Source organism: Pseudomonas sp. LBUM1656 (assembly GCF_059716065.1).
The window spans coordinates 494,497-518,260 of the sequence record NZ_CP166800.1 but is presented as its reverse complement, the minus strand read 5'-3'; the positions used below and the strand labels follow the sequence as shown (position 1 = coordinate 518,260).

The following is a 23,764-nucleotide window of genomic DNA, read 5'->3' as shown; positions in this document are numbered from 1 at the left end:
GCGAGCAAGCTCGCTCCCACATTGGGATTTGGTGTACATCAATCTGCGAAGCAATGCAGATCTACTGTGGGAGCGGGCTTGCTCGCGAAGGGGCCGTCACATCAAAAATCCCTGTCGACTGACACTCCGCTTTCGCGAGCAAGCCCGCTCCCACATTGGGTATCCAGTGTTACAACTATCCGGTTTCAGCTTAGCCCCAGCTCACGCCAGATCCGCAATACCTGCCGCCGTTCGTCCGCGAACTGGTCGCCCGGTATCACCCCGGCGTCCTTCTGCAAGGCCTGCCGGTGCGCGGCGGAGCGGTAGGCTTTGTAGGCCTCGCGCAGCAAACTGGCATCTTCGGCGGGCATCAGCCCTTCGTGTTCCAGCTCTTCCAGAATGCGGATGTTGTCCGTCCAGCGCAGCAATGGCGGGTGTGTTTCGGACCACGCCAGGGCCGCGTATTGCACCATAAATTCAATATCGACGATACCTCCGGCGTCCTGCTTGAGATCGAACAGCGCCGCGGCCTCGAAGGCGTTTGCCGCGGTGCCGGCCGCGGTGCTCTTGCTGCCGAGGTTATCGCGCATCTTGGCACGCATCTCGCTCACCTCCTGGCGCAAGGTCGCCAGGTCCCGCGCCTTGCCCAATATCGCCGCGCGAACCTTCTCAAAGGCCTGGCCGACATCCTGACTGCCGACCAGCACCCGCGCCCGCACCAGCGCCTGGTGCTCCCAGGTCCAGGCTTCGTTTTCCTGATAACGGGCAAATGCGCCCACCGAACTCACCAGCAACCCCGAGGCACCGGACGGTCGCAGGCGCATATCGACTTCATACAACTGACCGGAGTTGGTCTGGGTCGTAATCAAATGAATGATCCGCTGCCCTAATCGGGTGAAGAACTGCGCGCCGTCGATAGGTTTCGGCCCGTCGGTTTCCGCCTGCGGATCACCGTCATGGATGAACACCAGGTCCAGGTCTGAACCATGCCCCAGTTCCAGCCCGCCGACTTTCCCATAACCGACAATGATGAAGCCCGGATCGCACAAGGTGCCGTCGGTGCGCAGTGGCGTGCCGTATTTGGCCACGGTCTGGCGCCAGGCCAGCGCCAGCACTTGCGCGAGGATCGCTTCAGCGAGCCAGGTCAGGTAATCGCTGACTTTCATCAACGGCAGGCTGCCGGCGATTTCCGAAGCCGCAACCCGCAAGCGGTGCGCCAGTTTGAAATGGCGCAGGGCTTCCATTTGCTGCTCGAGGTCGTCTTCGGGAATCCGTGTCAGGCGCTCGCGCAATTCGGCGGCCAGTTCCGGCGCAAGGGGTGGCTTGAACAACCGGCCTTCATTGAGCAATTCGTCGAGCAGCAGCGGGAAGCGGGTGATTTGCTCAGCAATCCACGGGCTCGCGGCGCACAAGGTCAGCAAACGGCGCAGCGCGCCGGGGTTCTCGGTCAGCAACACCAGATACGCGGAGCGACGGGCCACCGCTTCAACGAGCGGCAGCACACGTTCCAGCACCAGATCCGGATTGGCATGCTCGACAGCCTGAGCCAGCAACCGCGGAATAAACGCATCGAGGCGTTCGCGACCCAAGCGCTGCATCGCGCGCAGTTGCGGGCTGCTGCGCAAACCGGCTAACGCTTTCAGCGCCTTGGTGGCATCGGCAAAACCGCCTTCTTCCAACTGACGGCAAGCGGCCTCTTCATCCTGAGCCTCTTCCCACAGCGGCAGCCATTCACCGCCGACCACCACTTCGCTTTCAGTGCCTTCTTCTTCATCGGGATCGGCGATCACCTGACCGAAGTGCCAGGCCACACGGCCGCGCCAATACATCAGCTGCTCATGGAAAGCCTCCCAGTCAGCGAAGCCCAACATAAAGGCAATGCGCGCCTGATCCTGTGCGCCGTCCGGCAGCATCTGGGTCTGGCGGTCGGCAATCGCCTGGATCGCGTGCTCGGTGTAACGCAGGAATTCGTAGCCTTCGCGCAGTTCGCTGACCACCGCCGGCGGCAGGTAACCCTGACCTTCCAGGGTGCTCAGTACTTTTAATAGAGGACGTTGCTGCAGGCTCAGGTCGCGGCCGCCGTGGATCAGTTGAAACGCCTGGGCGATAAATTCCACTTCGCGGATGCCGCCCGATCCCAGCTTGATGTTGTCGGCCATGCCCTTGCGCCGCACTTCCTGCTGGATCAACTGCTTCATGGTGCGCAGCGCTTCGATCGCAGAGAAATCGAGATAACGTCGATAAACGAACGGGCGTAGCATTTCTTGCAATTGCGCGCCGCCCACTTGATCGCCGGCCACCACCCGCGATTTGATCATCGCGTAGCGTTCCCAGTCGCGACCCTGGTCCTGGTAATACTGCTCCAGCGCGTTGAAGCTCAACACCAGCGCGCCGGCCGAGCCGTATGGACGCAGGCGCATGTCGACGCGGAACACAAAACCGTCAACAGTCATCGGGTCCAGTGCCTTGATCAGGCGCTGGCCGAGACGAATGAAAAATTCCTGGTTATCCAGCGAGCGTTTCACGCCGACGGTTTCGCCACCCTCGGGGTAGGCGAAAATCAAGTCGATGTCCGACGATAGATTCAACTCTACGGCACCGAGCTTACCCATGCCGAGGATGACCATCTGCTGCGGCTCGCCACTGCGCCGGCCGGTCGGCACCCCGAACTGCTGGCAATGCCGCGCGTACAACCACTGATAGGCCTGATCGATGCTCGCATCGGCCATGTCCGAGAGGTCGCGGCAGGTCTGGATCAGGTCGGCCTGACGGGTCAGGTCACGCCAGATGATCCGCACTTGATGACGGGTGCGCTGACGGCGCAAGACACGTCCGAGCTCGTCGTCGGTTTCGGCCGCATTCACCGCCGCCGCGATCTGCCCGCACAGCTCGCCGGGGGTGAAGCAGCGGTCCAGTTCGCCGGACTGCACCAGCGTCAGCAACATCAAAGGGTCACGCACACTCTGCTCAGTCACGAAGTCGCTGGCGGCGGTGACGCGGGCGAATTGCGCCCAGCGCTCAGGCGTCCAGGCAGACAGGCCATGGTCGTCTTCCAACTCGGCCACGGCAGTGCGGAACGACTGCTCGGCGCGGGTGACAAACGGCAGGAGAATGCCGGGCAGTTCGGCAAGCACAGGGAGGCTCATGGTCTATCCTTGATCGGCGTATAGAGGGCGGCATGTAGTGAATTTTCAAATCGCACTACGTGATCGACTGTCGAACAAAGGTTAGAAATAGCTGAAATTTCTTCATTTTTGGCAGACAGCATCAAGCTTTCACCTTTTTCGGTTGGCAAAAGACCAACCTTAACGATTATTCTCACAACGCAGCCGGAGGCCACAAGCCGCTCATCTGTAGTTTTACTACTCGTATATACATTCGGATAGCTGAAATGCCCGATGATTTGTAGTAAAACTACACGCCGCCGGAACCTACCACTCGGCAATCCAAGAATTTATATCGTCTGCCCACAAGGCCAGTCGCAAACTCAGGCAACCGATTCTGGAAGCCTTTCCGCCCTGGAGCAAGCCATGCAAGACCTCGATCCCGTCGAAACCCAGGAATGGCTGGACGCCCTGGAATCGGTTCTCGACAAAGAAGGCGAAGACCGCGCTCACTATTTGATGACCCGTATGGGTGAACTCGCAACCCGCAGCGGTTCGCAGTTGCCTTATGCCATCACCACGCCATACCGCAACACCATTCCAGTAACCCACGAAGCACGCATGCCCGGCGACCTGTTCATGGAACGCCGCATTCGCTCGTTGGTGCGCTGGAACGCGATGGCCATGGTGATGCGTACGAACCTGAAAGATTCGGACCTGGGCGGTCACATCTCCAGCTTCGCCTCCAGCGCCACCCTGTATGACATCGGCTTCAACTATTTCTTCCAGGCCCCGACCGACGAACACGGCGGCGACCTGATCTACTTCCAGGGTCACACCTCGCCAGGCGTTTACGCCCGTGCGTTCATGGAAGGCCGCATTACCGAAGACCAGATGAACAACTTCCGCCAGGAAGTCGACGGCCAGGGCCTCTCGTCCTATCCGCACCCTTGGCTGATGCCTGATTTCTGGCAGTTCCCGACCGTATCCATGGGTCTGGGCCCGATCCAGGCGATCTACCAGGCACGCTTCATGAAGTACCTGGAAGCCCGTGGCTTCATCCCTGAAGGCAAGCAGAAAGTCTGGTGCTTCCTGGGCGACGGCGAGTGCGACGAGCCGGAATCCCTGGGCGCAATCTCGCTGGCTGGCCGCGAGAAGCTCGACAACCTGATCTTCGTCATCAACTGCAACCTGCAGCGCCTCGACGGCCCGGTTCGCGGCAACGGCAAGATCATCCAGGAACTCGAAGGCGTGTTCCGCGGTGCTCAGTGGAACGTGACCAAAGTCATCTGGGGCCGTTTCTGGGACCCACTGCTGGCCAAAGACGTCGACGGTATCCTGCAACGTCGCATGGACGAAGTCATCGACGGCGAGTACCAGAACTACAAAGCCAAAGACGGCGCGTTCGTGCGTGAACACTTCTTCAACTCGCCAGAACTCAAGGCGATGGTTGCTGATCTGTCCGACGACGAGATCTGGAAACTCAACCGTGGCGGCCACGACCCGTACAAGGTCTACGCGGCGTACCACGAAGCGGTCAACCACAAAGAACAACCGACCGTCATCCTGGCCAAGACCATCAAGGGTTATGGCACCGGTGCCGGCGAAGCGAAGAACACTGCGCACAACACCAAGAAAGTCGACGTCGACAGCCTGAAGTTGTTCCGTGATCGCTTCGACATTCCGGTCAAAGACGAAGAACTGGAAAACCTGCCGTTCTTCAAACCGGAACCAAACAGCGCTGAAGCCCGTTACCTGAGCGAGCGCCGCACTGCACTGGGCGGTTTCGTGCCACAGCGCCGCGCCAAAAGCTTCGACATCCCGACGCCATCGCTGGATACCCTCAAGGCAATCCTGGACGGCTCGGGCGACCGTGAAATCTCCACCACCATGGCCTTCGTGCGGATCCTCGCGCAGCTGGTCAAGGACAAGGAAATCGGTCCACGCATCGTTCCGATCATCCCGGACGAAGCCCGTACCTTCGGTATGGAAGGCATGTTCCGTCAGTTGGGCATCTACTCGTCCGTCGGCCAGCTCTACGAGCCAGTCGATAAAGACCAGGTGATGTTCTACAAGGAAGACAAGAAGGGCCAGATCCTCGAAGAAGGCATCAACGAAGCGGGCGCCATGAGCTCCTTCATCGCTGCCGGTACTTCGTACTCCAGCCACAACCAGCCAATGCTGCCGTTCTACATCTTCTATTCGATGTTCGGCTTCCAGCGTATCGGCGACCTCGCCTGGGCCGCTGGCGACAGCCGTACCCGTGGCTTCCTGATCGGCGGCACCGCCGGCCGGACCACGCTGAACGGCGAAGGCCTGCAACACGAAGACGGTCACAGCCACATCCTGGCTGCCACCATCCCGAACTGCCGCACCTTTGATCCAACCTACGGCTACGAGCTGGCGGTGATCATCCAGGACGGCATGAAGAAGATGACCGAACAGCAGCAGGACGTTTTCTACTACATCACCGTGATGAACGAGTCCTACCAGCAGCCAGCCATGCCGGCCGGTGTCGAGGAAGGCATCATCAAGGGCATGTACCTGCTCGAAGAGGACACCCGCGAAGCGGCGCATCACGTTCAGCTGATGGGCTCCGGCACCATCCTGCGTGAAGTCCGTGAAGCGGCGAAGATCCTGCGTGAAGAGTTCAACGTTGCCGCCGACGTCTGGAGCGTTACCAGCTTCAACGAACTGCGTCGCGATGGCCTGGCCGTCGAGCGCACCAACCGTCTGCACCCAGGCCAGAAGCCTAAACTGAGCTATGTCGAAGAGTGCCTGAACGGCCGTAAAGGTCCGGTCATCGCGTCTACCGACTACATGAAGCTGTTTGCTGAGCAAATTCGTCAGTGGGTCCCGTCCAAGGAATTCAAAGTCCTGGGCACCGACGGTTTCGGCCGCAGTGACAGCCGCAAGAAGCTGCGTCACTTCTTCGAAGTCGACCGTCATTTCGTGGTGTTGGCAGCCCTGGAAGCCTTGGCTGACCGTGGTGATATCGAACCCAAGGTGGTGTCTGAAGCCATCGCCAAGTTCGGGATCAACCCGGAAAAACGCAACCCACTGGACTGCTGAGGAGACACTCTGTGAGCGAACTCATTCGCGTACCTGACATCGGCAGCGGTGAAGGTGAAGTAATTGAACTGTTTGTGAAGGTCGGCGACCGTATCGAAGCCGAACAGAGCATCCTGACGCTGGAATCGGACAAGGCGAGCATGGAAGTCCCTGCTCCCAAGGCCGGCATCGTCAAAAGCCTGAAAGTGAAGCTGGGCGATCGCCTGAAAGAAGGCGACGAACTGCTGGAGCTGGAAGTCGAAGGTGCCGCTGCTGCGGCCCCTTCGGCTGCCGCTGCACCGGCTGCCAAGGCTGAAGAGAAACCGGCTGCTGCCGCTGCTGCTCCAGCACCAGCTGCCGCACCGGCTGCCGCTTCGGTCCAGCAAGTGCACGTGCCGGATATCGGCTCGGCGGGCAAGGCCCAGATCATCGAGATCCAGGTCAAGGTCGGCGACACCGTCGAGGCTGATCAGTCACTGATCACCCTGGAATCCGACAAGGCCAGCATGGAAATCCCATCGCCTGCCGCTGGCGTGGTCAAGAGCATCAGCGTCAAGCTCAACGACGAAGTCGGCACCGGCGACCTGATCCTGGACCTGGAAGTGGCGGGTGCTGCGGCCCCTGCTGCGGCCGCGCCAGCTCAGGCTGCTGCGCCTGCTGCCGCTGCTCCGGCACCTGCCGCTGCGGCCCCGGCTGCACCGGTTGCCGACAGCGTTCAGGACATCCATGTCCCGGACATTGGCTCGTCGGGCAAGGCCAAGATCATCGAAGTGCTGGTCAAGGCGGGCGACACCGTCACCGCCGATCAGTCGCTGATCACCCTGGAATCCGACAAGGCGAGCATGGAAATTCCATCGCCTGCTGCTGGTGTGGTGGAAAGCGTTTCCATCAAGCTGGATGACGAAGTCGGTACCGGCGACCTGATCCTGAAGCTGAAAGTCAAAGGCGCTGCTCCGGCCGCTGCTCCAGCCCCTGCCGCTGCTGCTCCGAGCGCTCCTGCTCCGGCCGCCGCGGCGCCTGCTGCTCCGGCACCTGCCGCTGCACCGGCCAAGCCGGGCGCCAAGGTTCACGCTGGCCCGGCTGTACGCCAACTGGCTCGTGAGTTCGGCGTCGAGCTGAACGCCGTCGGCGCCAGTGGCCCGCACGGTCGCATCCTCAAAGAAGACGTGCAGGTTTACGTCAAAGCCATGATGCAGAAGGCCAAGGAAGCACCGGCCGCTGCTGCTGGCGCAACCGGCGGCGCGGGCATCCCGCCGATTCCGGTCGTGGACTTCAGCCGCTTCGGTGAAACCGAAGAAGTGCCGATGACCCGCCTGATGCAAATCGGCGCGTCGAGCCTGCATCGCAGCTGGCTGAACATCCCGCACGTGACTCAGTTCGATTCGGCTGATATCACCGAGCTGGAAGCGTTCCGTATCGCTCAGAAAGCCGTTGCAGAGAAGGCTGGCGTCAAGCTGACCATCCTGCCGCTGCTGCTCAAGTCCTGCGCGCACCTGCTCAAGGAACTGCCGGACTTCAACAGTTCGCTGGCACCAAGCGGCAAGGCGATCATTCGCAAGAAGTACGTGAACATCGGCTTCGCGGTTGACACCCCTGAAGGCCTGCTGGTACCGGTCATCAAGAACGTCGACCAGAAGAGCCTGTTGCAACTGGCCGCCGAAGCCGCTGCGCTGGCCGCCAAGGCCCGCGACAAGAAGCTCACCGCTGACGACATGCAAGGCGCCTGCTTCACCATTTCCAGCCTCGGCCACATTGGCGGCACCGGCTTCACGCCGATCGTCAACGCGCCGGAAGTGGCGATCCTCGGTGTTTCCAAGGCAACCATCCAGCCAGTCTGGGACGGCAAAGCCTTCCAGCCGAAACTGATGCTGCCACTGTCGCTGTCCTACGATCACCGTGTGATCAACGGCGCCGCTGCTGCACGCTTCACCAAGCGTCTGAGTGACCTGCTGGCGGACATCCGCACCATCTTGCTGTAACACCGGCCGGCCCTCCTTCACCGGAGGGCCTGTCGCGCTCCACGTTTTCCGAGCGCCACGCTCGTACCTCAACCCCGCCAATTTGGCGGGGCTTTTTTTTGCCTTAAACAAAGTAATTTCCTACAGCTGTGGCTTACATTGCCCACAACTCATGGCGACATTCGCTCGATATTTTTTGCTGTTTAATAACTAGGCTTAGTTCAACAGAATTTTCTTATAAATACTGCAAACCTCACTTTATTAGTTAGCGTTATTTCGAACGGATTCGAACATGTTCAAACCAACAGTCGGCCCTATTATTGGCCACACTACAACTAACCACGTACGTATTTTTTTGCGCGGAGAACTTCAAGACAACGCTCTGGTATTTGCCGGCATTCGTTATCGGCACGCAGGAGAAGAGCGTTGGTCGCAAGGTGTCTTTGCCAAACTGTCGATCTTGCGCGACATGTCCGATGTGATTGCACTCAACAACCTCGCCACCGATACCGAGTATGAATACCAGGCCGGGTGGTTCAGCCCGATGAGCCCGGTGCATACCGTGGAAACCGTCCAGGAACTGCCGCTGCAATGGCCGCGGGAGATTTATCGTTTTCGCACCCTGTCCAGCAAGGCCAGCACACCGCGGGCGTACATCGTCGGCTCATGCCGCTACCTGCGCATGACCGCAGGCATCCCCTCGGCGCCTCATCTGGGCGACCGGATTTTTGCCTCGATCACCGAACTTGCCCAGCGGGCCGAACCGCCCATCAGCGCGATACTGATGACCGGTGATCAAATTTATGTCGATGATCTGAACGTTATTGCTCCCGACCGGGAGTACAAGGAAATACTCAGCAAGTATCGCACGGCGTTTTCCCAACCGAATATCGCCAGGTTAATGTCTAACACCTCGACTTATATGATCCTCGACGATCATGAAATAGAAGACAACTGGCCCACCAACGAGAGCAAGGCCGATGCTTATTTATATAAGAACGCGATGGCAGCCTATGAGATATACCAAGCCAGCCACAGCCCGGCGCATGACTTACTAGCCAACGGCCAAGTAAGTCGAAAGCTGGAACAGTATTGGTATCAGTTCGCCGAAGGCGATATTGAATGGTTTGTCACCGACAGCCGCACCCGTCGCACCTTGTCGGCCGATGATCGACGCATCCTCGACGATGAGCAGGAACAGGCGCTGTGCAAATGGCTGATCCACAGCCCGGCCCGGGTCAAGTTCGTGGTCACCAGCGTGATGTTCTACCCCGACCGCAAGCTCAATGGGGATGACGCCTGGAAAGCCTTCCCGGAACAACGCCTACGGTTGCTGGAGGCGATTCGTACGCACCGCATAAAGAACGTCATCTTCGTTTCCGGCGATGTGCACGGCTCCCTGACCAGCCGACTGACCCACAGCGAGGATCCGGACTTCGAAGTCCACACCATCGTGTCGTCCCCCCTGTGCAACAGCAAACTGCTGCCATATGCCTCCGCCTCCACCTTCATTCTCGATCAGGCACTGGCGCGAACCGCAGCGGGGGATTACCGGCATGAATTGACCAGCAAGGTGGTCAGCGAAGACAACTTTGCCCATTTGGTGGTCGATCAGGATCAGATTAAGGTCAATTACCACGACCGAAACGGCAAGGGATTGCAATCGATCAACATCCCGCTGCGTTAAGGCAATGAAGGCCAAATGCATTAGTTTTCGGCGCTTGCTGGAGAAATCTTCGCCCCTGCCGACATATTCTTATAGCACTTGGCCTTCATGTCTCTTGTCAGTCAGTGTCGCAATGATGCAACCTTGCCGCAGGCAACAGTTAAGAGGGCGAGAGCCCGGCGCGATCAGCACATTCGAAGCGAGTTTCCCTCAATGAAAAGCCAACCCGATGCCGCCAGCCGTATGGTGGCCGAGGTAGTGACGCAATTGCCTGTGCCCTCGCGGCTCGGCATGCTGCGTTTCGAACGGCTGAATGAAGCGAGCTGGGCGCTGCTGTTTCTCGATCCCAATTGCGAACGACAGTTCGGGCTGCCGGCCGTGGAGCTTTGTGCCCTGGTCGACTCCCCCTACGCCAGCCTGATGGAGCCCGAAGCGCGCTATCAGCTGCACGACGCCATCCAGCAACAACTCAGCGACGGCCCGCATTACCTGATCCGCTACAACCTGCACACCGCCAAAGGCTCCCTGAGCCTTCTCGAACTCGGCGAAGCCTACCGACAACACAATCGACACCTGCTGCGCGGCTACCTGATGGTCGTGGACGGCTTGTTCGAAGGCGAACCGCTGCTGCCGTCGCTGGACCTGGAAACCCAGAACTCGCGCCTGCAAATCGCCCTGGAACTCAATCAACGCGCCCAGCTGGAACAGCTGCAGCACCTGGACCGGGTGCGCGCCCAGCAAGACTTGATCCTGCTGCTGACCCGCCAGCGCTACAGCACCAACAATTCCCTGCAAGAAGCCGCCGAACTGATCACCCGCAGCGCTTGCGATATCTACGAAATCGACTGCGCCAGCCTGTGGAACCTCGAAAATTCGATGCTGGTGCCGATTTCGGCCTATCACCGCGCCTCCGGGGAGTACCAACTGCCGGATCCGATCGATGTCAGCGGCTTCCCGGATTACCTCGACGCCTTGCACAGCAGCCGCGCCATCGACGCCCACAACGCCATGCGCGACCCGCGCACCCGGGAAATGGCCGAGAGCCTGCGCCCGCGCGATGTGAACGCGATGCTCGACGCCAGTATCCGTGTCGACGGCCAAGTGGTCGGCGTGCTGTGCCTGGAACAGACCGGCGCGACCCGCGCCTGGCAGTCGGACGAAATCGCCTTCGCCGGCGAGCTGGCCGATCAGTTCGCCCAAGTCATCAACAACCACAACCGCCGCACCGCCACCAGCGCCCTGCACCTGTTCCAGCGTGCGGTCGAGCAAAGCGCGAACGCCTTTTTGCTGGTCAATTGCGATGGCGTGGTGGAATACGTCAACCCGAGCTTCACGGCGATCACCCAGTACACCACCGAAGAAGTCCACGGCCAGCGGCTGTCGGAACTGCCGGCACTGGAAAACCTCAGCGAGCTGCTGTTCGACGCGCCCTCGGCGCTGGCCAAGAGCAACAGCTGGCAGGGCGAGTTCAAGAGCCGCCGTAAAAACCTCGAACCCTACTGGGGCCAGTTATCGATTTCCAAGGTCTATGGCGACAACCGCGAGCTGACGCATTACATCGGCATCTACGAAGACATCACCCAGACCAAACTCGCCCAGCAGCGCATTGAGCGCCTGGCCTACACCGACAACCTGACCAACCTCGGCAACCGCCCGGCGTTCATTCGAAACCTCGACGAACGCTTCGCCCGGGACAGCGACACGCCGATCAGCCTGTTGCTGGTGGACATCGACAACTTCAAGCGCATCAACGACAGCCTCGGCCACCAGACCGGCGACAAACTGCTGATCAGCCTGGCCCGGCGCCTGCGCAACAGCCTGAGCCCGAGCGGCAGCCTGGCGCGGTTCGCCAGTAACGAATTCGCCGTGTTGCTGGACAACACCGACCTCGCGATGGGCCAGCACGTCGCCAACCAATTGCTCGCGACCCTCGACAAGCCGATGTTCGTCGACAACCAGTTGATCAGTGTCACCGGCTCCGTGGGCCTGGCCTGCGCGCCACTGCACGGTCGCGATCCACAGACCCTGATGCGCAACGCCGGCCTGGCGCTGCACAAGGCCAAGGCCAACGGCAAACACCAGGTCCAGGTGTTCACCGAAGCGCTGAACGCTGAGGCCAGTTACAAGCTGTTCGTCGAGAACAACCTGCGCCGCGCACTGACCCAGAACGAGCTGGACGTGTTCTACCAGCCCAAACTGTGCCTGCGCAGCGGTCGCTTGCTGGGCATGGAAGCGCTGCTGCGCTGGAACCATCCGGAAAAAGGCATGATCCGTCCGGACCAGTTCATCAGCGTCGCCGAAGAAACCGGCTTGATCATTCCCATCGGCAAATGGATCGCCCGCCAGGCCTGCCGCATGAGCAAAGACCTCACCGCCGCCGGCCTGGGCAATCTTCAAGTGGCGATCAACTTGTCACCCAAGCAGTTCTCCGACCCCGACCTGGTGGCCTCCATCGCCAACATCCTCAAGGAAGAAGCGTTGCCGGGGAACCTGCTGGAGCTGGAACTGACCGAAGGCCTGCTGCTGGAAGCCACCGAAGACACCCACTTGCAGCTCGACCAGCTCAAGCGCCTGGGCCTGACCCTGGCCATGGATGACTTCGGCACCGGGTACTCGTCGCTCAGCTACCTGAAAAAATTCCCGATCGACATCATCAAGATCGATCGAAGCTTCATCCACGAAATCCCGGACAACCAGGACGACATGGAAATCACCTCCGCAGTGATCGCCATGGCCCACAACTTGAAACTCAAGGTCGTGGCTGAAGGCATCGAAACCGCTGAGCAACTGGCCTTCCTGCGGCGCCACCGCTGCGACGTCGGCCAGGGCTACCTGTTCGACCGACCGATCCCCGGTGCCGAGCTGATCGAAAAGCTCAAGCGCTACCCCCGCGGCCCGCTCGTCTGAGCCCACCGCAAATCCCTGTGGGAGCGGGCTTGCTCGCGAAAGCGGTGTATCAGTCACCATTACTGTCATCTGACACACCGCCTTCGCGAGCAAGCCCGCTCCCACAAGGTAGTGCGTAACCGGCCGGCATTGGGCAAACTGCGTGTCTGACAATTCACATTCAACCTGACTGAGGGGACTGATGATGGTCTTGCGCTCGGAAATCCTGGTGAACAAAAACGTGCTCCCTACCAAAGAACAAGCTCTGCCTGGCCGCGAAACGCCAATGACCGTGCCGGAAAAACACTTCGTCCACGACGCCCCGCTGCTGGGCCCGTTCGCGATGGACGTGGATTTCGCGATCTTCGGCCTTGGCTGCTTCTGGGGCGCGGAACGCAAATTCTGGCAACGTGAAGGCGTGGTCAGCACGGCGGTGGGTTATGCCGGCGGTTTCACGCCGAACCCGACGTACGAAGAAGTCTGCTCGGGCCTGACCGGCCACAGCGAAGTGGTGCTGGTGGTCTATGAGCCGGCGAAAGTCAGCTACGAAGAACTGCTGAAAATGTTCTGGGAATTGCACAACCCGACCCAAGGCATGCGCCAGGGTAATGACATCGGCACGCAGTACCGCTCGGTGATCTACGCGACCAATCCGACTCAACTGGACGCGGCCAAAGCCAGCGAGAAAGTCTTCCAGACCGAATTGACCAAGGCCGGCAAAGGCGACATCACCACTGAAATCGACGAAGCGCCGACGTTCTACTTCGCCGAGGCGTATCACCAGCAGTACCTGGCGAAGAACCCTGAAGGGTATTGCGGGATTGGCGGTACGGGCGTTACCTGCCCGATCTAACCCCGCACTGATCGTTCCCACGCTCCGCGTGGGAATGCCTCAAGGGACGCTCCGCGTCCGCTTCGGCTGGGACGCGGAGCGTCCCGGGCTGCATTCCCACGCAGAGCGTGGGAACGATCGGTCAACTCTCAGCAATCAACCAATCCATCTGCCACCCACCCTGGGTCTGCCCAAGCTTCTTGGACAACCACGGCAGCAGCTCACGCAATTCCTCTTCCAGCCCCCACGGCGGATTCGCAATCGCCAACCCGGACCCGTTCAAGCTGTTCGGCGTATCCAGCGGATGCACCAGCAACTCCACCCGCAACAACTTCGGCGCGCCCGAGCCCGCCAGATCCTGATAAAACCGCCGCAACATGCGCTGATCCTTCACCGGGTACCAGATCGCCGCCACGGTTTGACGCATCCGGCCAATCGCTTCTTTCAACGACGCCGCACAACGCTGCATCTCATCGAGCTGCTCGAACGGCGGATCAATCAACATGACCGCCCGCTTCTCCTGCACCGGCAACATCGCACGCGGCACATGCCAGCCTTCGCCCAGATGCACCTTCACCCGACGGTCGCCGGCCATGTTGTCCTTGAGCAACACACCGTCTTCCGGGTGCTTCTCGTTGAGCATCACCCGATCCTGCGACCGCGTAAGACGCCGCGCCAACTCCGGCGAACCCGGGTAATAGCGCAACTGGCCATCCGGGTTCATGTCGTGCAGCACCTTCATGTAATCGGCGGTCAGCGCCGGCAGATCCGGCTGATCCCACAACCGCGCGATGCCTTCCAGGTACTCACCGGTACGGCTCGCCTGATCACCCTGCAAGTCATACAGACCAATGCCGGCGTGAGTGTCGAGATAGGCAAACGGCTGCTCCTTGCGCGACATCAGGGCGATGAGGCGGGTCAAAGTCAGGTGTTTGAACACATCGGCGTGATTGCCGGCATGGAAGGCGTGACGATAATTCATGATTGCTCCTGCGAAGGCCGGGAAGTTTACCTTGTACGGGGCTGAACGTCAGGGGTTCGCGGCTGAGCGGCCAATCGCAACAGCCACAATCTCCGACCGGACACAAAACCTGTGGCGAGGGGGCTTGCCCCCGTTGGGCTGCGAAGCAGCCCCAAAGCCTGACATCCGGCGATTCCTGACAGCCCAGAGTTCTCGGTCAACCACAAAAGATACTTACCAACTCCCTGACGCTACACTGATCTCAACGTCCGACAGGAAGTCGAAAAACCGATGCGTATTCCAGCCATTTCTTTTCTATGCCTGCTGTATTCAGGCTTCGTCGTTTCTAACGAACAACACACCGAAGAAGCACGTCAATCGCTAAAGAACTATGGCCTAAGTCAATGCATTTTGAAGCCATTCAAAGAAATGTCAGCATTAAAGAAAGACATCGGCCTGGCCGCGGGGGCCTTCTCATTCATGGGCAAAGGAATGCACACCATTCTTCAAAATGAAGACTCGCTTCAGGTACTGCACGACCCCTACAAAGAAACAACAGACTACGTATTAACGGCCTACCAACACACATCCTCGACCAGCAAGCACTCGAGCCAAAAAATGGTGTTTTATGGGTGTTTGGAAGTTTACAACTCAGTGGCATTCGACCGTTTCATCAAGACTCAAGACCGGTTTATCTCCGATTGACGTCTGCGGCGAGGGGAACTCCATCGCCACAGAAGCAACTGGACGCTACTCCGAAGGCCGCGCCCTCAGCCGTCGCCCCACCACGTCTAGCACATCACACCCATCCCGCAACGGAATGGCACACAGCAATGCGAAATCACTAAGAATGAAAGATTCACACTCAACCGAACCGCGCATCGACATGTTCTCAAGCACCTGCGTGACGGCGCGAATTCGATAGTTCGCGGCGTCGTATAAAACATCGAGTGGCGCGTGAGTATCGACGAACAGTGTGGGCATGTCGTTGCAGTTGCCGGTGAGGGCCATGAAGCGGTTGTCGGGGTGGGGAATTGGTTTTTCGTAGGGTGGATCGGGGTGAAGACTTTTCATTTTTGTAGACCTTGGTGATTGAGTTAAAAGCTACCAACGGCCTTTCCTACGGGCTTGGGTGGCAGCCGTACGCGGGAGTAGGAAACTGAGCAACTCACCAAACTCAGCCACGCCGTAGCGTGCCCCGCGCACAGCCGCCGCGAACGATGTTACGGACACAAGTTAAGTGCCGCAATCAAACGACAGCGCTGATGCGCGGTGAGTTGCCCAGGGTTCCTACACCCTGCCACTGCATTTGCAGCGACAGCCAAAGAATATCCATGGATCTCACTTCGCACCAGTTCATGGAAACCGATACGGTTTGAAGGAAACTTCCGACGACCTTGCCCAGAAATTTCACTCACACCTTCATCCGAGGGGTACAGCAAATCTAAGGTTCATAGCTAAAGCATGCCAAAAATATGTTCCAACCAAGCTTTACCTGAGGGCCATGCATAGGGGTAATAGTAGGAACATCCAATTTCCTCAAACAAAAATATCTGTAATTCCTCTTCACTTTGGAAAGTACAAAAAACGACCTGCAACTCGTCCTTCACTTGAGAAATAGTTTCTAGAGATGAGTCAGTAACAAATGATCGAACGACATCATCTTCTGACTCGTGATCACATCGCCAATCTTCATGGAAGTAGCCAGCCAAGAACTGGAATAGCGCCGGAAATCTTGTTCTCATTATTCTGCATACCCTGTATGTATTCGATAACCGTCTGGCATTTTCCTGTCCTTGCGTAAAAGTAGATACACACCGGATACAGGCTTCACGGTAGACGCTTTGCGTCTTAAAACAACGCCTACTGGATAAGGGACCGAGTCACTAATAAGGATCTGGCTATCTTTGTTCTTTATGAATTTTCTTATCACAGCTTTATTGGTCGCTATCACACTGGACATAGCTTTCTCCGCCGTTGCCCGATCATAGAAAGTAGACGCCCTACCAAGCCACGGCTCATCTTTTAGCCTTTGTGCCAGCTGAGCTTCAGATCGACCAATGTGTTTTTCAATGAAGTGCCCTCCCCGAGCCTCATGCGCATCTAAGCCCCCACCAGGAACAATTTCGCTGTACGGTCCATCGACCTCTCTATCTCCAGGACACGGGCTGCACGCCAACCCCAACGGATCAACCCACCCCGTCGGATTCGGCGTGTACTGGTACTGGTTCAGCCCACCCGCCAATTTCACCGGGTCCGGCGTCAGATACCGGCCAACTTCCGGATCATAGTACCGATGCCGGTTGTAGTGCAGGCCGCTCTCCGCATCAAAGTACTGCCCCTGAAACCGCAACGGTTGCTCAAGTTGCTCGCCCCCGCCGAACGCCAGGCGCGTGATTTTTCCGTAGGCGTTGTATTTCGCGGACCACACGATCTCGCCACCAAAGTCGGTCAGTTCCTGCGGCGTGCCGAGGTGGTCGAGTTGGTAGTAGAACGGGCAGGCTTTTCGCGGGCCTTTGCCGTCGAGCATGGCGAGGGGGCGGTAGCTGGCGGGTTCGTAGAGGTAGCTGCGGTAGTGTTCGCGGCTGCTTTCGGCGATGAGGTTGTCGCCTTGCCAGAAGAATTCGGTGGTTTTGCCGTCGACGGTTTTGGCGATGCGGCGGCCGAAGGCGTCGTAGCGGTAGCTGGCGCTGCGACCGTCCGGGGTCGTGACACCGATGAGCCGGTGCTGGCAGTCGTAGCGGTATTCGGTGGCGAGTTTTTGCGCGGTGCCGCGGCGCTCACGAGCCAGATTGCCGAAGGCGTCGTAGTCGTAATGGCGGTCGCCTTGCATCAGCAGGCGATTACCTTTAATGGTCGCCAAACCGGGTCGATCCTGCATCAGCAGGTTGCCGGCCGGGTCGTGGGCGAAGGTTTCCGGTGGGTCGTCGCGGGTGTGGCGGACGCGGGTCAGGTGGTTGAGCGGGTCGTAGTGGTAGTTGCGTTGGCCGTGGCGGGTGTCGGCGATGCTGTCGAGATTGCCGTTATGGCTGTAGGCGTAGTCGCGGCGATACAACGGTTGCTGCTGTTGGCTGACAGCGTGGGCTTTCAGACGTCCCTGATCGTCGTAGGCAAAGTCGCTTAGCAATTGACCTTGCTGGCGTTGTTGCTCGCGACCAAAGGTAAATTGGTGGCTGGTGAGCCGCGCGCCGTTGAGGTCGATGGCGGTCAGCGCCCCGCCCTTGGCGTGGTGGTAATCGAGTTTGCTGCCGTCCGGCAGGCGCAGGCGATTGAGTTGGCCGCAGGCGTCGTAGCCATAACGCAGCGTGCCCCAACCTTGGTGCTCGGTGATCAGGCGGTCCTGTTGGTCGTACTCGAATTCCAGCGGATGGTCTTGACCGTCATCGACGCTGATCAGTCGGCCGAGGCTGTCGTAGCGGTATTCGACCTTGATGCCGTCGGGCAGCGTTTTGACCAGCAACCGGCCGGCCGAGTCTCGTTCATAAGCGGTGACGAGCTGAGAGCCATCGTCGCCAAACTCGATTTTTTCCAGCAGGTGGCCGTTGAGGTCGTAGGCATACGCGGTGCGTTGGCCGTCGAAGCCGGTTTCCTGTCGGATCAATCCATTGGGTGTGTAGTCCAGCTGATATTTTTCGCCGGATTCGTTTTCGATCTCGGTAAGAAGCAGCTGCGCATTGTCGTAGCGATATTTGAGCTGGGTGCCATCGGCATTGAGGCGGCGGCTGACCAGGTGCAGATCGTCGAGGTATTCGTAGCGCGTGATGCGGCCGAGTTCATCGCGTTCGGCGGTGATTTTTCCGTAGGCGTTGTAGCTGTAGGCTCGACTGGTACCCGTAGGAAGCGTGGTCTGGATCAGTCGGCCGACGGCATCCCACTGGGACTTCGTGACCGCACCGTGTTCGTCCTGCCGGGTAGTCTGCCGCCCCAGCGCGTCGTAGGAAAACCGCCGCTGACCACCGTCCGGCAGTGTCTCTTCTACCAGTTGCCCCAAGCCATTCCAGACAAAGACATGCCGACTGGTGTCCGGGTAGCGGATCGACAGCAGCTGACCTTTTTCGTCGTAGTAGTAATGGGTGACGTGGCCGTCGGGGTCGCTCGCTTCGGTGATGTCGCCCTGAGCATTGCGCTGATACTTCCACACTGATTTGCCGCGATAGCGCGCGTGCAGGAAACCGTTGCGGTACTCGTAGGACGTTGGTTCGTCTTCCGACGGAATCAGCGCGACCAGCCGTCCGACTTCGTCATAACGGTATTCGGTAACCGCACCCAGTGGGTCTTGCTCGGCAATCAGCCGACCTTGGTCATCGTAAGCCTTGAGGTGTTCACCGCCGTCCAGCTCGACCTTGCGCACCAGCCGCGCCTGCTCGTCGTGGACGTAAACTTCTTCGCTGCCGTCAATGTTGTGGACAGTGACGCTGCCCTCGTCATCCCAGGTATACCGCGCGTCCATTTGTGAAAACGACGCCCAGTGGCGGATGCATCGCGCAGCCTTGCCGGACCTTTCCCACTCCCAGAAGAAACTCGCCCCACCGGCCAGTTGCCGCTGCAGGATGACGTGCTGATCGTCGTAGTCGTAGCGCTCGCTTTCACCGGCTGCGTTGGTGGCTTCAATGAGTCGACTACGTTCGTCGTAGCGGTAACAGACCAGTGCTTGCTCGGTCTGCCACGCTTCTTCGAGGGTTTGGGCCGGGACAAAAACCTGATAGTCAACGGCGACCAGATGGCTGCGTTCATAGCGCAGCAGCAAGGCGCGGCCGGCACCGTTGTCGAGGCGTTGGATGCGGCCATGGCGGTCGCGGGTGATGCGTAGACGGTTGTCGTATCCGTCGCTGATCGCTGTCAGAAAACCATTATGAAAATGGTAGAAACGTGCCTCGTCGCCGGCCTGGGCGAGGATCAGTTCTTCGCGCTCATTGCCGAGGTAAGTCGCGGCGCGCGAGAGGCTGTTGTGGATTGCCGGGCGTGCGCTGCTCGGTAGCGGGAAGGTGGTGCGACGGTTCTCGTGGTCGATCCAGATGACCGTTTCACCTTCGATTTCCAGGCGATGGGATAACGAATGGCTCCAGCCAAATCCGAGGCCGACATCGATCTCGGCGGCGCTGGTGCGGTAGAGCCGGGTGAAGTCGAACGGCAGGATGCCGTCCAGCGAACCGTCGGTGAGGGTCAGCAGTTCTTCGCCGGTGACCATCGATACCGGGCATTTGTTGGTGGCGGTTTTATCGACGGAGTCGGCGCTGTCGCCGTTGGGGTTTTTCGCCTGATCCGGAGCGTTGTCGTGGTGTTCGTTTTGCTTGAGCGTGGTGTTGCGCTTGGCATCCCAACGCAGTTGCATGCGGCCTTTTTTCAGGCCTGCCGCCACACCGCGTGCGGCGACTTTTTTATAGCGGTCGACGTAAGTAATGAAGCTATTGATGATGTTGAAGATCGCTTTGACGAAGCCCACTACAGCATCGACGATCCGGGCGCCGTAGTTGGCAAGGCGCATACTCAAATAGGCAATACCTGCACCTGCACCGGCAAAAGTCAGAACTACCCCGATCAGAATATCGATGAGCAGTTGCACCACCACGGTTGAAACCGCTTCGGCCGTTTTGCCGGCGATTTCGCTGGGTGGCAGCATCTCTAACCAAAGGCTGGCAGTGCGCAGCAACAGACAGAGGGCCGCTTCATCACTGGCCAGCAGTTGGACCTTTTCCATCGTTGCCGGGAATTTCTCAGCCAGCTCGGCCAGTTGGGCAGCACCGCTACCCAAGCGGTCAACGAACTTGCGGGGATCCTGGAGAATGTCCGAGAGCAGGCTGATGCTGTCCCACACACCCACTATCGCGGCCCAACTTCCCGCGAGCATTCCATTACCAGCGGCTGCAAAAGCCGACTGCGACCATTGCGGTTTGAACCCCTCCCACTCCTTGCGCAGCCAACCTTCCAGTTCTGATGTCAGGCCATCGTAAGAGGCAAACAGATCCTTGATTTGTGCCGGGGTGACTTCACTCTGGACATGAACGCGATAGAACTTGCCAGGCGCACCTTTGAACTGTCCCTTACCATTTTTATCGAGCCTGACAGGCTTACTTTCACCGCCATCAACGGCAATCACATCAACCGAAATATTCCCCAGTGGAATGTCATAGACCGATTCAAACTTGCTCTCTATCTCCAGAATTCCATTTGCCGGACACTGCGCAACACTCGAGAGAAAATCATCGTCACCACTGCTCACCGCCGTCGTGGTATTGCCAAGTTTTACCAGCCGCTCCATGTCCATCAGCGAGGGCATGTCCGCAGCCCGACTGACCCTGTCTGCGTTCCGGATCAAAAAGCCGCCAAGTTGCTGGCGATACAAACTCAGCGTGTCTTTAAAACCGTCGAGCTCCTGCTCGATCCGTACAATCTGATCCATCAGTTCAGCTCCGCCATCAGGTAATCCACCAAGGCTTGTTTCAGTGCTTGAGGCAGGTCCGGCGTCTGCAGAAAGATCGCGACTTTGTGCCGCAATACGCTCTCCGAAAACGCCTCAAAAAGATCAGGACGGTCCTCGCTCAACCACTTCACCAAGTTGTTGATGCGGGTTGTCGCAGACTCGGCGGCGAGGTCTTCAAGCAGCGATTCGGAAACTTCCCACCACGGAAAAACCCTGGAGGTTTTCAAGGCACTGCCGCCGATATCGAGCGGCTGCCCATTGATCAAACAGCGGTCAATCACCGGCATTAACTGCGTGGCGTTAACGTCGGCAGACTGAAGAATCGACAGCAGATAACGCCCATCCCAGAAGCGGAAAAACACCGCACTACCGTTGGGCAACAGAACTTGCGTGAGGCTGCGCAGATGCTCAACCAGCACTTCTTGAGAAGCAGAAGAAACCGCCAGCCACCCCCAGTCACGGGATTCGGTCGCGGCGACCCACTCCAGAAACTCACTGCCAGCGGCGACGATTCCGACATAGGGCATCACCGGTTCCCACTCGGCATACGCTGTGTCGGCCCAGATCGGGCTCGGCGCTTGTGCCGTGGTCGAGTGTTGCCAGGCGCTCAACGGCTGCGCAGCACTGGCGTTGCCAAAGATCGCGAATAACTGCTCGCCAGGTTTGAGCGGTTGGCGTTTCAGCCAGGCGTGGGGTGAAAAGCGATCAGGCTGCACAGACACCGTCCTTGCAGCGCTCGCATTCTTCGCAGAACGGCGCATCGCTTTGCAGACTGATGATCTGTGCGGCGCTCAGTAGCGCAGCCGGGGCGGCGGCGAGTTTCAACGGTGCATTCGGCGACACAGGCGCTGCGGCCATCGACGGCATCAGCGCGCCGCCGACCTGAATCGGCACACTGCTGAAAATCCCGCCGGGACCAATGTTGATCCACTGCCCGCCCGCCTGGATCGTCGCGCTGGCGCCGCCATCGATCACCACTTGCTGACCGGCGCTGACGTGGAATTGCTGACTGGCGTTGAGCGCCTGACTGTTCACGCGAATGTGCCGGTCGCCGACTACCAGCAAGTGATCGTCGAGCTTCACTTCGGCCTGACGCTGGCCGTGGGTGATGCGTTGTTCGTCGGCCTTCAGCTCATGGCGAGCGGTACCCGTGACGACGATACTGCGCTGGTTATCGACCTGCACCTGCTGATCATTCAACACATGCTGAGTCCAGTTTCGCTGGGCGCGCAGGTAGATTTCCTCGGCGCCTTTGCGATCCTCGATGCGCAATTCGTTGTAACCGCCGCCTCCGGGACTGCTCCGGCTGCGGAAAATGCTGCGGGTCTTGTCGGCGGGCAGATCCAGCGGCACCGGTGTGGCTGCGTTTGGCAGGCAACCCATCACCAGCGGTTTGTCGGCATCGGCGTCGATGAACCCCACCAGCACTTCCATGCCGACTCGCGGGATCAGCACGCTGCCGTAACGGTCGTGGGCCCAGCCCGTGGCGACCCGTAGCCAGCAACTGGAATGTTCGTCGAGCTGACCGTCGCGGTCCCAGGCGAGCTGGACCTTGACCCGACCGAACTCGTCGCAATGGATTTCGCTGTCGACGGGACCGGTGACCACAGCCGGTTGATAGCCGAGCATCCGTGGCTTTTCCGGTCCCAACGGTGGGCGAAACGAAACGTCCCACGGCGTCGCCAGAAAAGTATTGCGATAGCCCTGGAAATCATCCGGGTCGTCGCTGGTGGCAGACTCCTCCAGCACTTGCGGCTGTCGGCCACGGTGTTCAATGCCGGTGATCAGCCACAGGTCGTTCCATGCCTGACGCGGATGCTCTGCAAGGTGCAGGAAATGTCCGCTGACCAACGCAACATCGTCGCCACGACCTTCGGCCTGGCGGAAGTCCGCGTTGTGCCGCTCCAGCGCTCGTTGCGTCAGCTGTTTGCCGTATTCGCGATCGGTGAATTGGCCCGGAAAGTGGTAGTCCTCCAGCACCGGGCGCTGTTCGCTGTCGACACGGTTTTCAAGTTGCAGGCGCGGCTTCTGAAAGTCGTAATCGCGACGGGAGACCGCCGTGGTACGGGTCTCCAGACGTACGTTGAAACGCTTGATGGCTGGAGCATCTGCCGCCATACCGCTGCCCGGAAGGTAAAGGGTCGGCTCGGGCAGGCGCGGGAAAACAGTCTGGTCATCGCCGAACACCAGAAGATGCCCGTCGACGCTGTGCTGGAAGTGGTAATGAATGCCGATCTCGGCGCACAGGCGCTGGATAAATGCGAGGTCGCTTTCGGCGTACTGCACGCAGTACTCGCGAGGCGCGTAGTCGCTACCAAGCCGGAACTCGAATGCATCGCGCTGGATGCCATGGTCCTTGAGGACCTGCGCGATGATCGCCGGCACGCTTTTGTGCTGGAAGATCCGCTGGTTGATGCGCTGACCGAGGTAGGCCAGCCTCGGTACGAGACTGATTTGGTAGCCCGTCAGACGTTTCCCGGAATCGCTTTGACCGACGCGAAAGATCTGGCCGTGTATGCCGCAGCCTTGTGCATCGAAACTCAGAAACGCCTGACGGTGCAGCAAGCTTTCGAGCTCGATGTCTGGCCGCTCGCTGACCAGTTCCAGGTCAAAGCGGTAGGGTTGGCTGATGGCTTCCGTGCCCGTGAACTCAAGCACCTTGAGCTCATTCTGGACGCCGTCGATCGTCAACGTGAAACGCGGTTGATTGGCAGGAGCGAACATCCGATGTGTCTCTGCAGAATGAAGGCGGGCGATTCTGCATGAGCGACAAGGGGTGTTGAGGGAGGGACAGGAAAATCAGATTTGCCCTACTTTTTTAGGGATTTGTCCTTCAATAATCTACGTGTTTGGCTACAGACATTTCCCTCAAGACCACCACCAATCCCCTTGTGGGAGCGGGCTTG

Annotated in this window: 13 protein-coding genes; 6 read left to right on the top strand and 7 right to left on the bottom strand. The window is 59.1% G+C overall.

Annotated elements, in window-relative coordinates:
* Positions 1 to 185: 185 nt before the first annotated feature.
* Positions 186 to 3,125 (bottom strand): bifunctional [glutamate--ammonia ligase]-adenylyl-L-tyrosine phosphorylase/[glutamate--ammonia-ligase] adenylyltransferase, encoded by a 2,940-nt coding sequence (gene glnE / locus ACA072_RS02310; RefSeq protein WP_497622844.1) that lies wholly within the window; start codon positions 3,123 to 3,125, stop codon positions 186 to 188.
* Between the two features lie 384 nt (positions 3,126 to 3,509).
* Here glnE and aceE point away from each other — a divergent pair, with 384 nt between their 5' ends.
* From aceE to msrA, 5 genes are all read left to right on the top strand, one after another.
* Entirely contained in the window at positions 3,510 to 6,155 is a 2,646-nt protein-coding gene (gene aceE / locus ACA072_RS02305; RefSeq protein WP_497622842.1) for a pyruvate dehydrogenase (acetyl-transferring), homodimeric type, read from the top strand.
* 11 nt (positions 6,156 to 6,166) lie between these two features.
* Positions 6,167 to 8,113 (top strand): dihydrolipoyllysine-residue acetyltransferase, encoded by a 1,947-nt coding sequence (gene aceF / locus ACA072_RS02300; protein WP_497622840.1) that lies wholly within the window; start codon positions 6,167 to 6,169, stop codon positions 8,111 to 8,113.
* Between the two features lie 271 nt (positions 8,114 to 8,384).
* Entirely contained in the window at positions 8,385 to 9,779 is a 1,395-nt protein-coding gene (locus ACA072_RS02295; protein ID WP_497622838.1) for an alkaline phosphatase D family protein, read from the top strand.
* A gap of 192 nt (positions 9,780 to 9,971) precedes the next feature.
* Complete coding sequence (locus tag ACA072_RS02290) at positions 9,972 to 12,665, top strand: putative bifunctional diguanylate cyclase/phosphodiesterase (protein WP_497622836.1); 2,694 nt, start codon at positions 9,972 to 9,974, stop codon at positions 12,663 to 12,665.
* A gap of 184 nt (positions 12,666 to 12,849) precedes the next feature.
* Entirely contained in the window at positions 12,850 to 13,497 is a 648-nt protein-coding gene (msrA, locus tag ACA072_RS02285; RefSeq protein WP_497624938.1) for a peptide-methionine (S)-S-oxide reductase MsrA, read from the top strand.
* 121 nt (positions 13,498 to 13,618) lie between these two features.
* Here the strand turns inward: msrA and ACA072_RS02280 are convergent, their stop codons facing one another.
* A complete protein-coding gene (locus ACA072_RS02280) occupies positions 13,619 to 14,458 on the bottom strand; it encodes a 23S rRNA (adenine(2030)-N(6))-methyltransferase RlmJ (protein ID WP_497622835.1) in 840 nt (279 codons plus the stop codon).
* Positions 14,459 to 14,728: 270 nt separating this feature from the next.
* On the opposite strand from ACA072_RS02280, the gene ACA072_RS02275 reads away from it, so the two are divergent.
* Positions 14,729 to 15,142, top strand: coding sequence for a T6SS amidase immunity protein Tai4 family protein (locus ACA072_RS02275; RefSeq protein ID WP_497622834.1), 414 nt, complete (start codon positions 14,729 to 14,731; stop codon positions 15,140 to 15,142).
* Between the two features lie 45 nt (positions 15,143 to 15,187).
* Here ACA072_RS02275 and ACA072_RS02270 read toward each other — a convergent pair whose 3' ends face one another.
* The 5 genes from ACA072_RS02270 to ACA072_RS02250 all read right to left on the bottom strand — a co-directional run bounded on the left by ACA072_RS02270 (position 15,188) and on the right by ACA072_RS02250 (position 23,582).
* Positions 15,188 to 15,511 (bottom strand): hypothetical protein, encoded by a 324-nt coding sequence (locus ACA072_RS02270; RefSeq protein ID WP_497622832.1) that lies wholly within the window; start codon positions 15,509 to 15,511, stop codon positions 15,188 to 15,190.
* A 383-nt stretch (positions 15,512 to 15,894) separates the two neighbouring features.
* Positions 15,895 to 16,182: a contact-dependent growth inhibition system immunity protein gene (locus ACA072_RS02265; protein WP_497622831.1), complete on the bottom strand. Its 288-nt coding sequence runs from the start codon at positions 16,180 to 16,182 to the stop codon at positions 15,895 to 15,897.
* Positions 16,182 to 20,837 carry an RHS repeat-associated core domain-containing protein gene (locus ACA072_RS02260; protein ID WP_497622829.1) on the bottom strand — a complete coding sequence of 1,552 codons (4,656 nt, stop codon included), beginning with the start codon at positions 20,835 to 20,837 and terminating at the stop codon, positions 16,182 to 16,184. The genes ACA072_RS02265 and ACA072_RS02260 overlap by 1 nt, the downstream gene beginning before the upstream one ends.
* Positions 20,837 to 21,574, bottom strand: a complete 738-nt coding sequence (locus ACA072_RS02255) for a DUF4123 domain-containing protein (protein WP_497622828.1) — start codon at positions 21,572 to 21,574, stop codon at positions 20,837 to 20,839. The genes ACA072_RS02260 and ACA072_RS02255 overlap by 1 nt, the downstream gene beginning before the upstream one ends.
* Positions 21,564 to 23,582 carry a type VI secretion system Vgr family protein gene (locus ACA072_RS02250; protein WP_497622826.1) on the bottom strand — a complete coding sequence of 673 codons (2,019 nt, stop codon included), beginning with the start codon at positions 23,580 to 23,582 and terminating at the stop codon, positions 21,564 to 21,566. Before ACA072_RS02250 ends, ACA072_RS02255 begins: the two co-directional genes overlap by 11 nt.
* Positions 23,583 to 23,764: the final 182 nt, after the last annotated feature.

Excerpts from the sequence above, each read along its gene's own strand:
- glnE (WP_497622844.1), bottom strand. The coding sequence starts at position 3,125 with ATGAGCCTCCCTGTGCTTGCCGAACTGCCCGGCATTCTCCTGCCGTTT.
- aceE (WP_497622842.1), top strand. The coding sequence starts at position 3,510 with ATGCAAGACCTCGATCCCGTCGAAACCCAGGAATGGCTGGACGCCCTG.
- ACA072_RS02295 (WP_497622838.1), top strand. The coding sequence starts at position 8,385 with ATGTTCAAACCAACAGTCGGCCCTATTATTGGCCACACTACAACTAAC.
- ACA072_RS02290 (WP_497622836.1), top strand. The coding sequence starts at position 9,972 with ATGAAAAGCCAACCCGATGCCGCCAGCCGTATGGTGGCCGAGGTAGTG.
- msrA (WP_497624938.1), top strand. The coding sequence starts at position 12,850 with ATGGTCTTGCGCTCGGAAATCCTGGTGAACAAAAACGTGCTCCCTACC.
- ACA072_RS02280 (WP_497622835.1), bottom strand. The coding sequence starts at position 14,458 with ATGAATTATCGTCACGCCTTCCATGCCGGCAATCACGCCGATGTGTTC.
- ACA072_RS02275 (WP_497622834.1), top strand. The coding sequence starts at position 14,729 with ATGCGTATTCCAGCCATTTCTTTTCTATGCCTGCTGTATTCAGGCTTC.
- ACA072_RS02270 (WP_497622832.1), bottom strand. The coding sequence starts at position 15,511 with ATGAAAAGTCTTCACCCCGATCCACCCTACGAAAAACCAATTCCCCAC.
- ACA072_RS02265 (WP_497622831.1), bottom strand. The coding sequence starts at position 16,182 with ATGAGAACAAGATTTCCGGCGCTATTCCAGTTCTTGGCTGGCTACTTC.
- ACA072_RS02260 (WP_497622829.1), bottom strand. The coding sequence starts at position 20,837 with ATGGATCAGATTGTACGGATCGAGCAGGAGCTCGACGGTTTTAAAGAC.
- ACA072_RS02250 (WP_497622826.1), bottom strand. The coding sequence starts at position 23,582 with ATGTTCGCTCCTGCCAATCAACCGCGTTTCACGTTGACGATCGACGGC.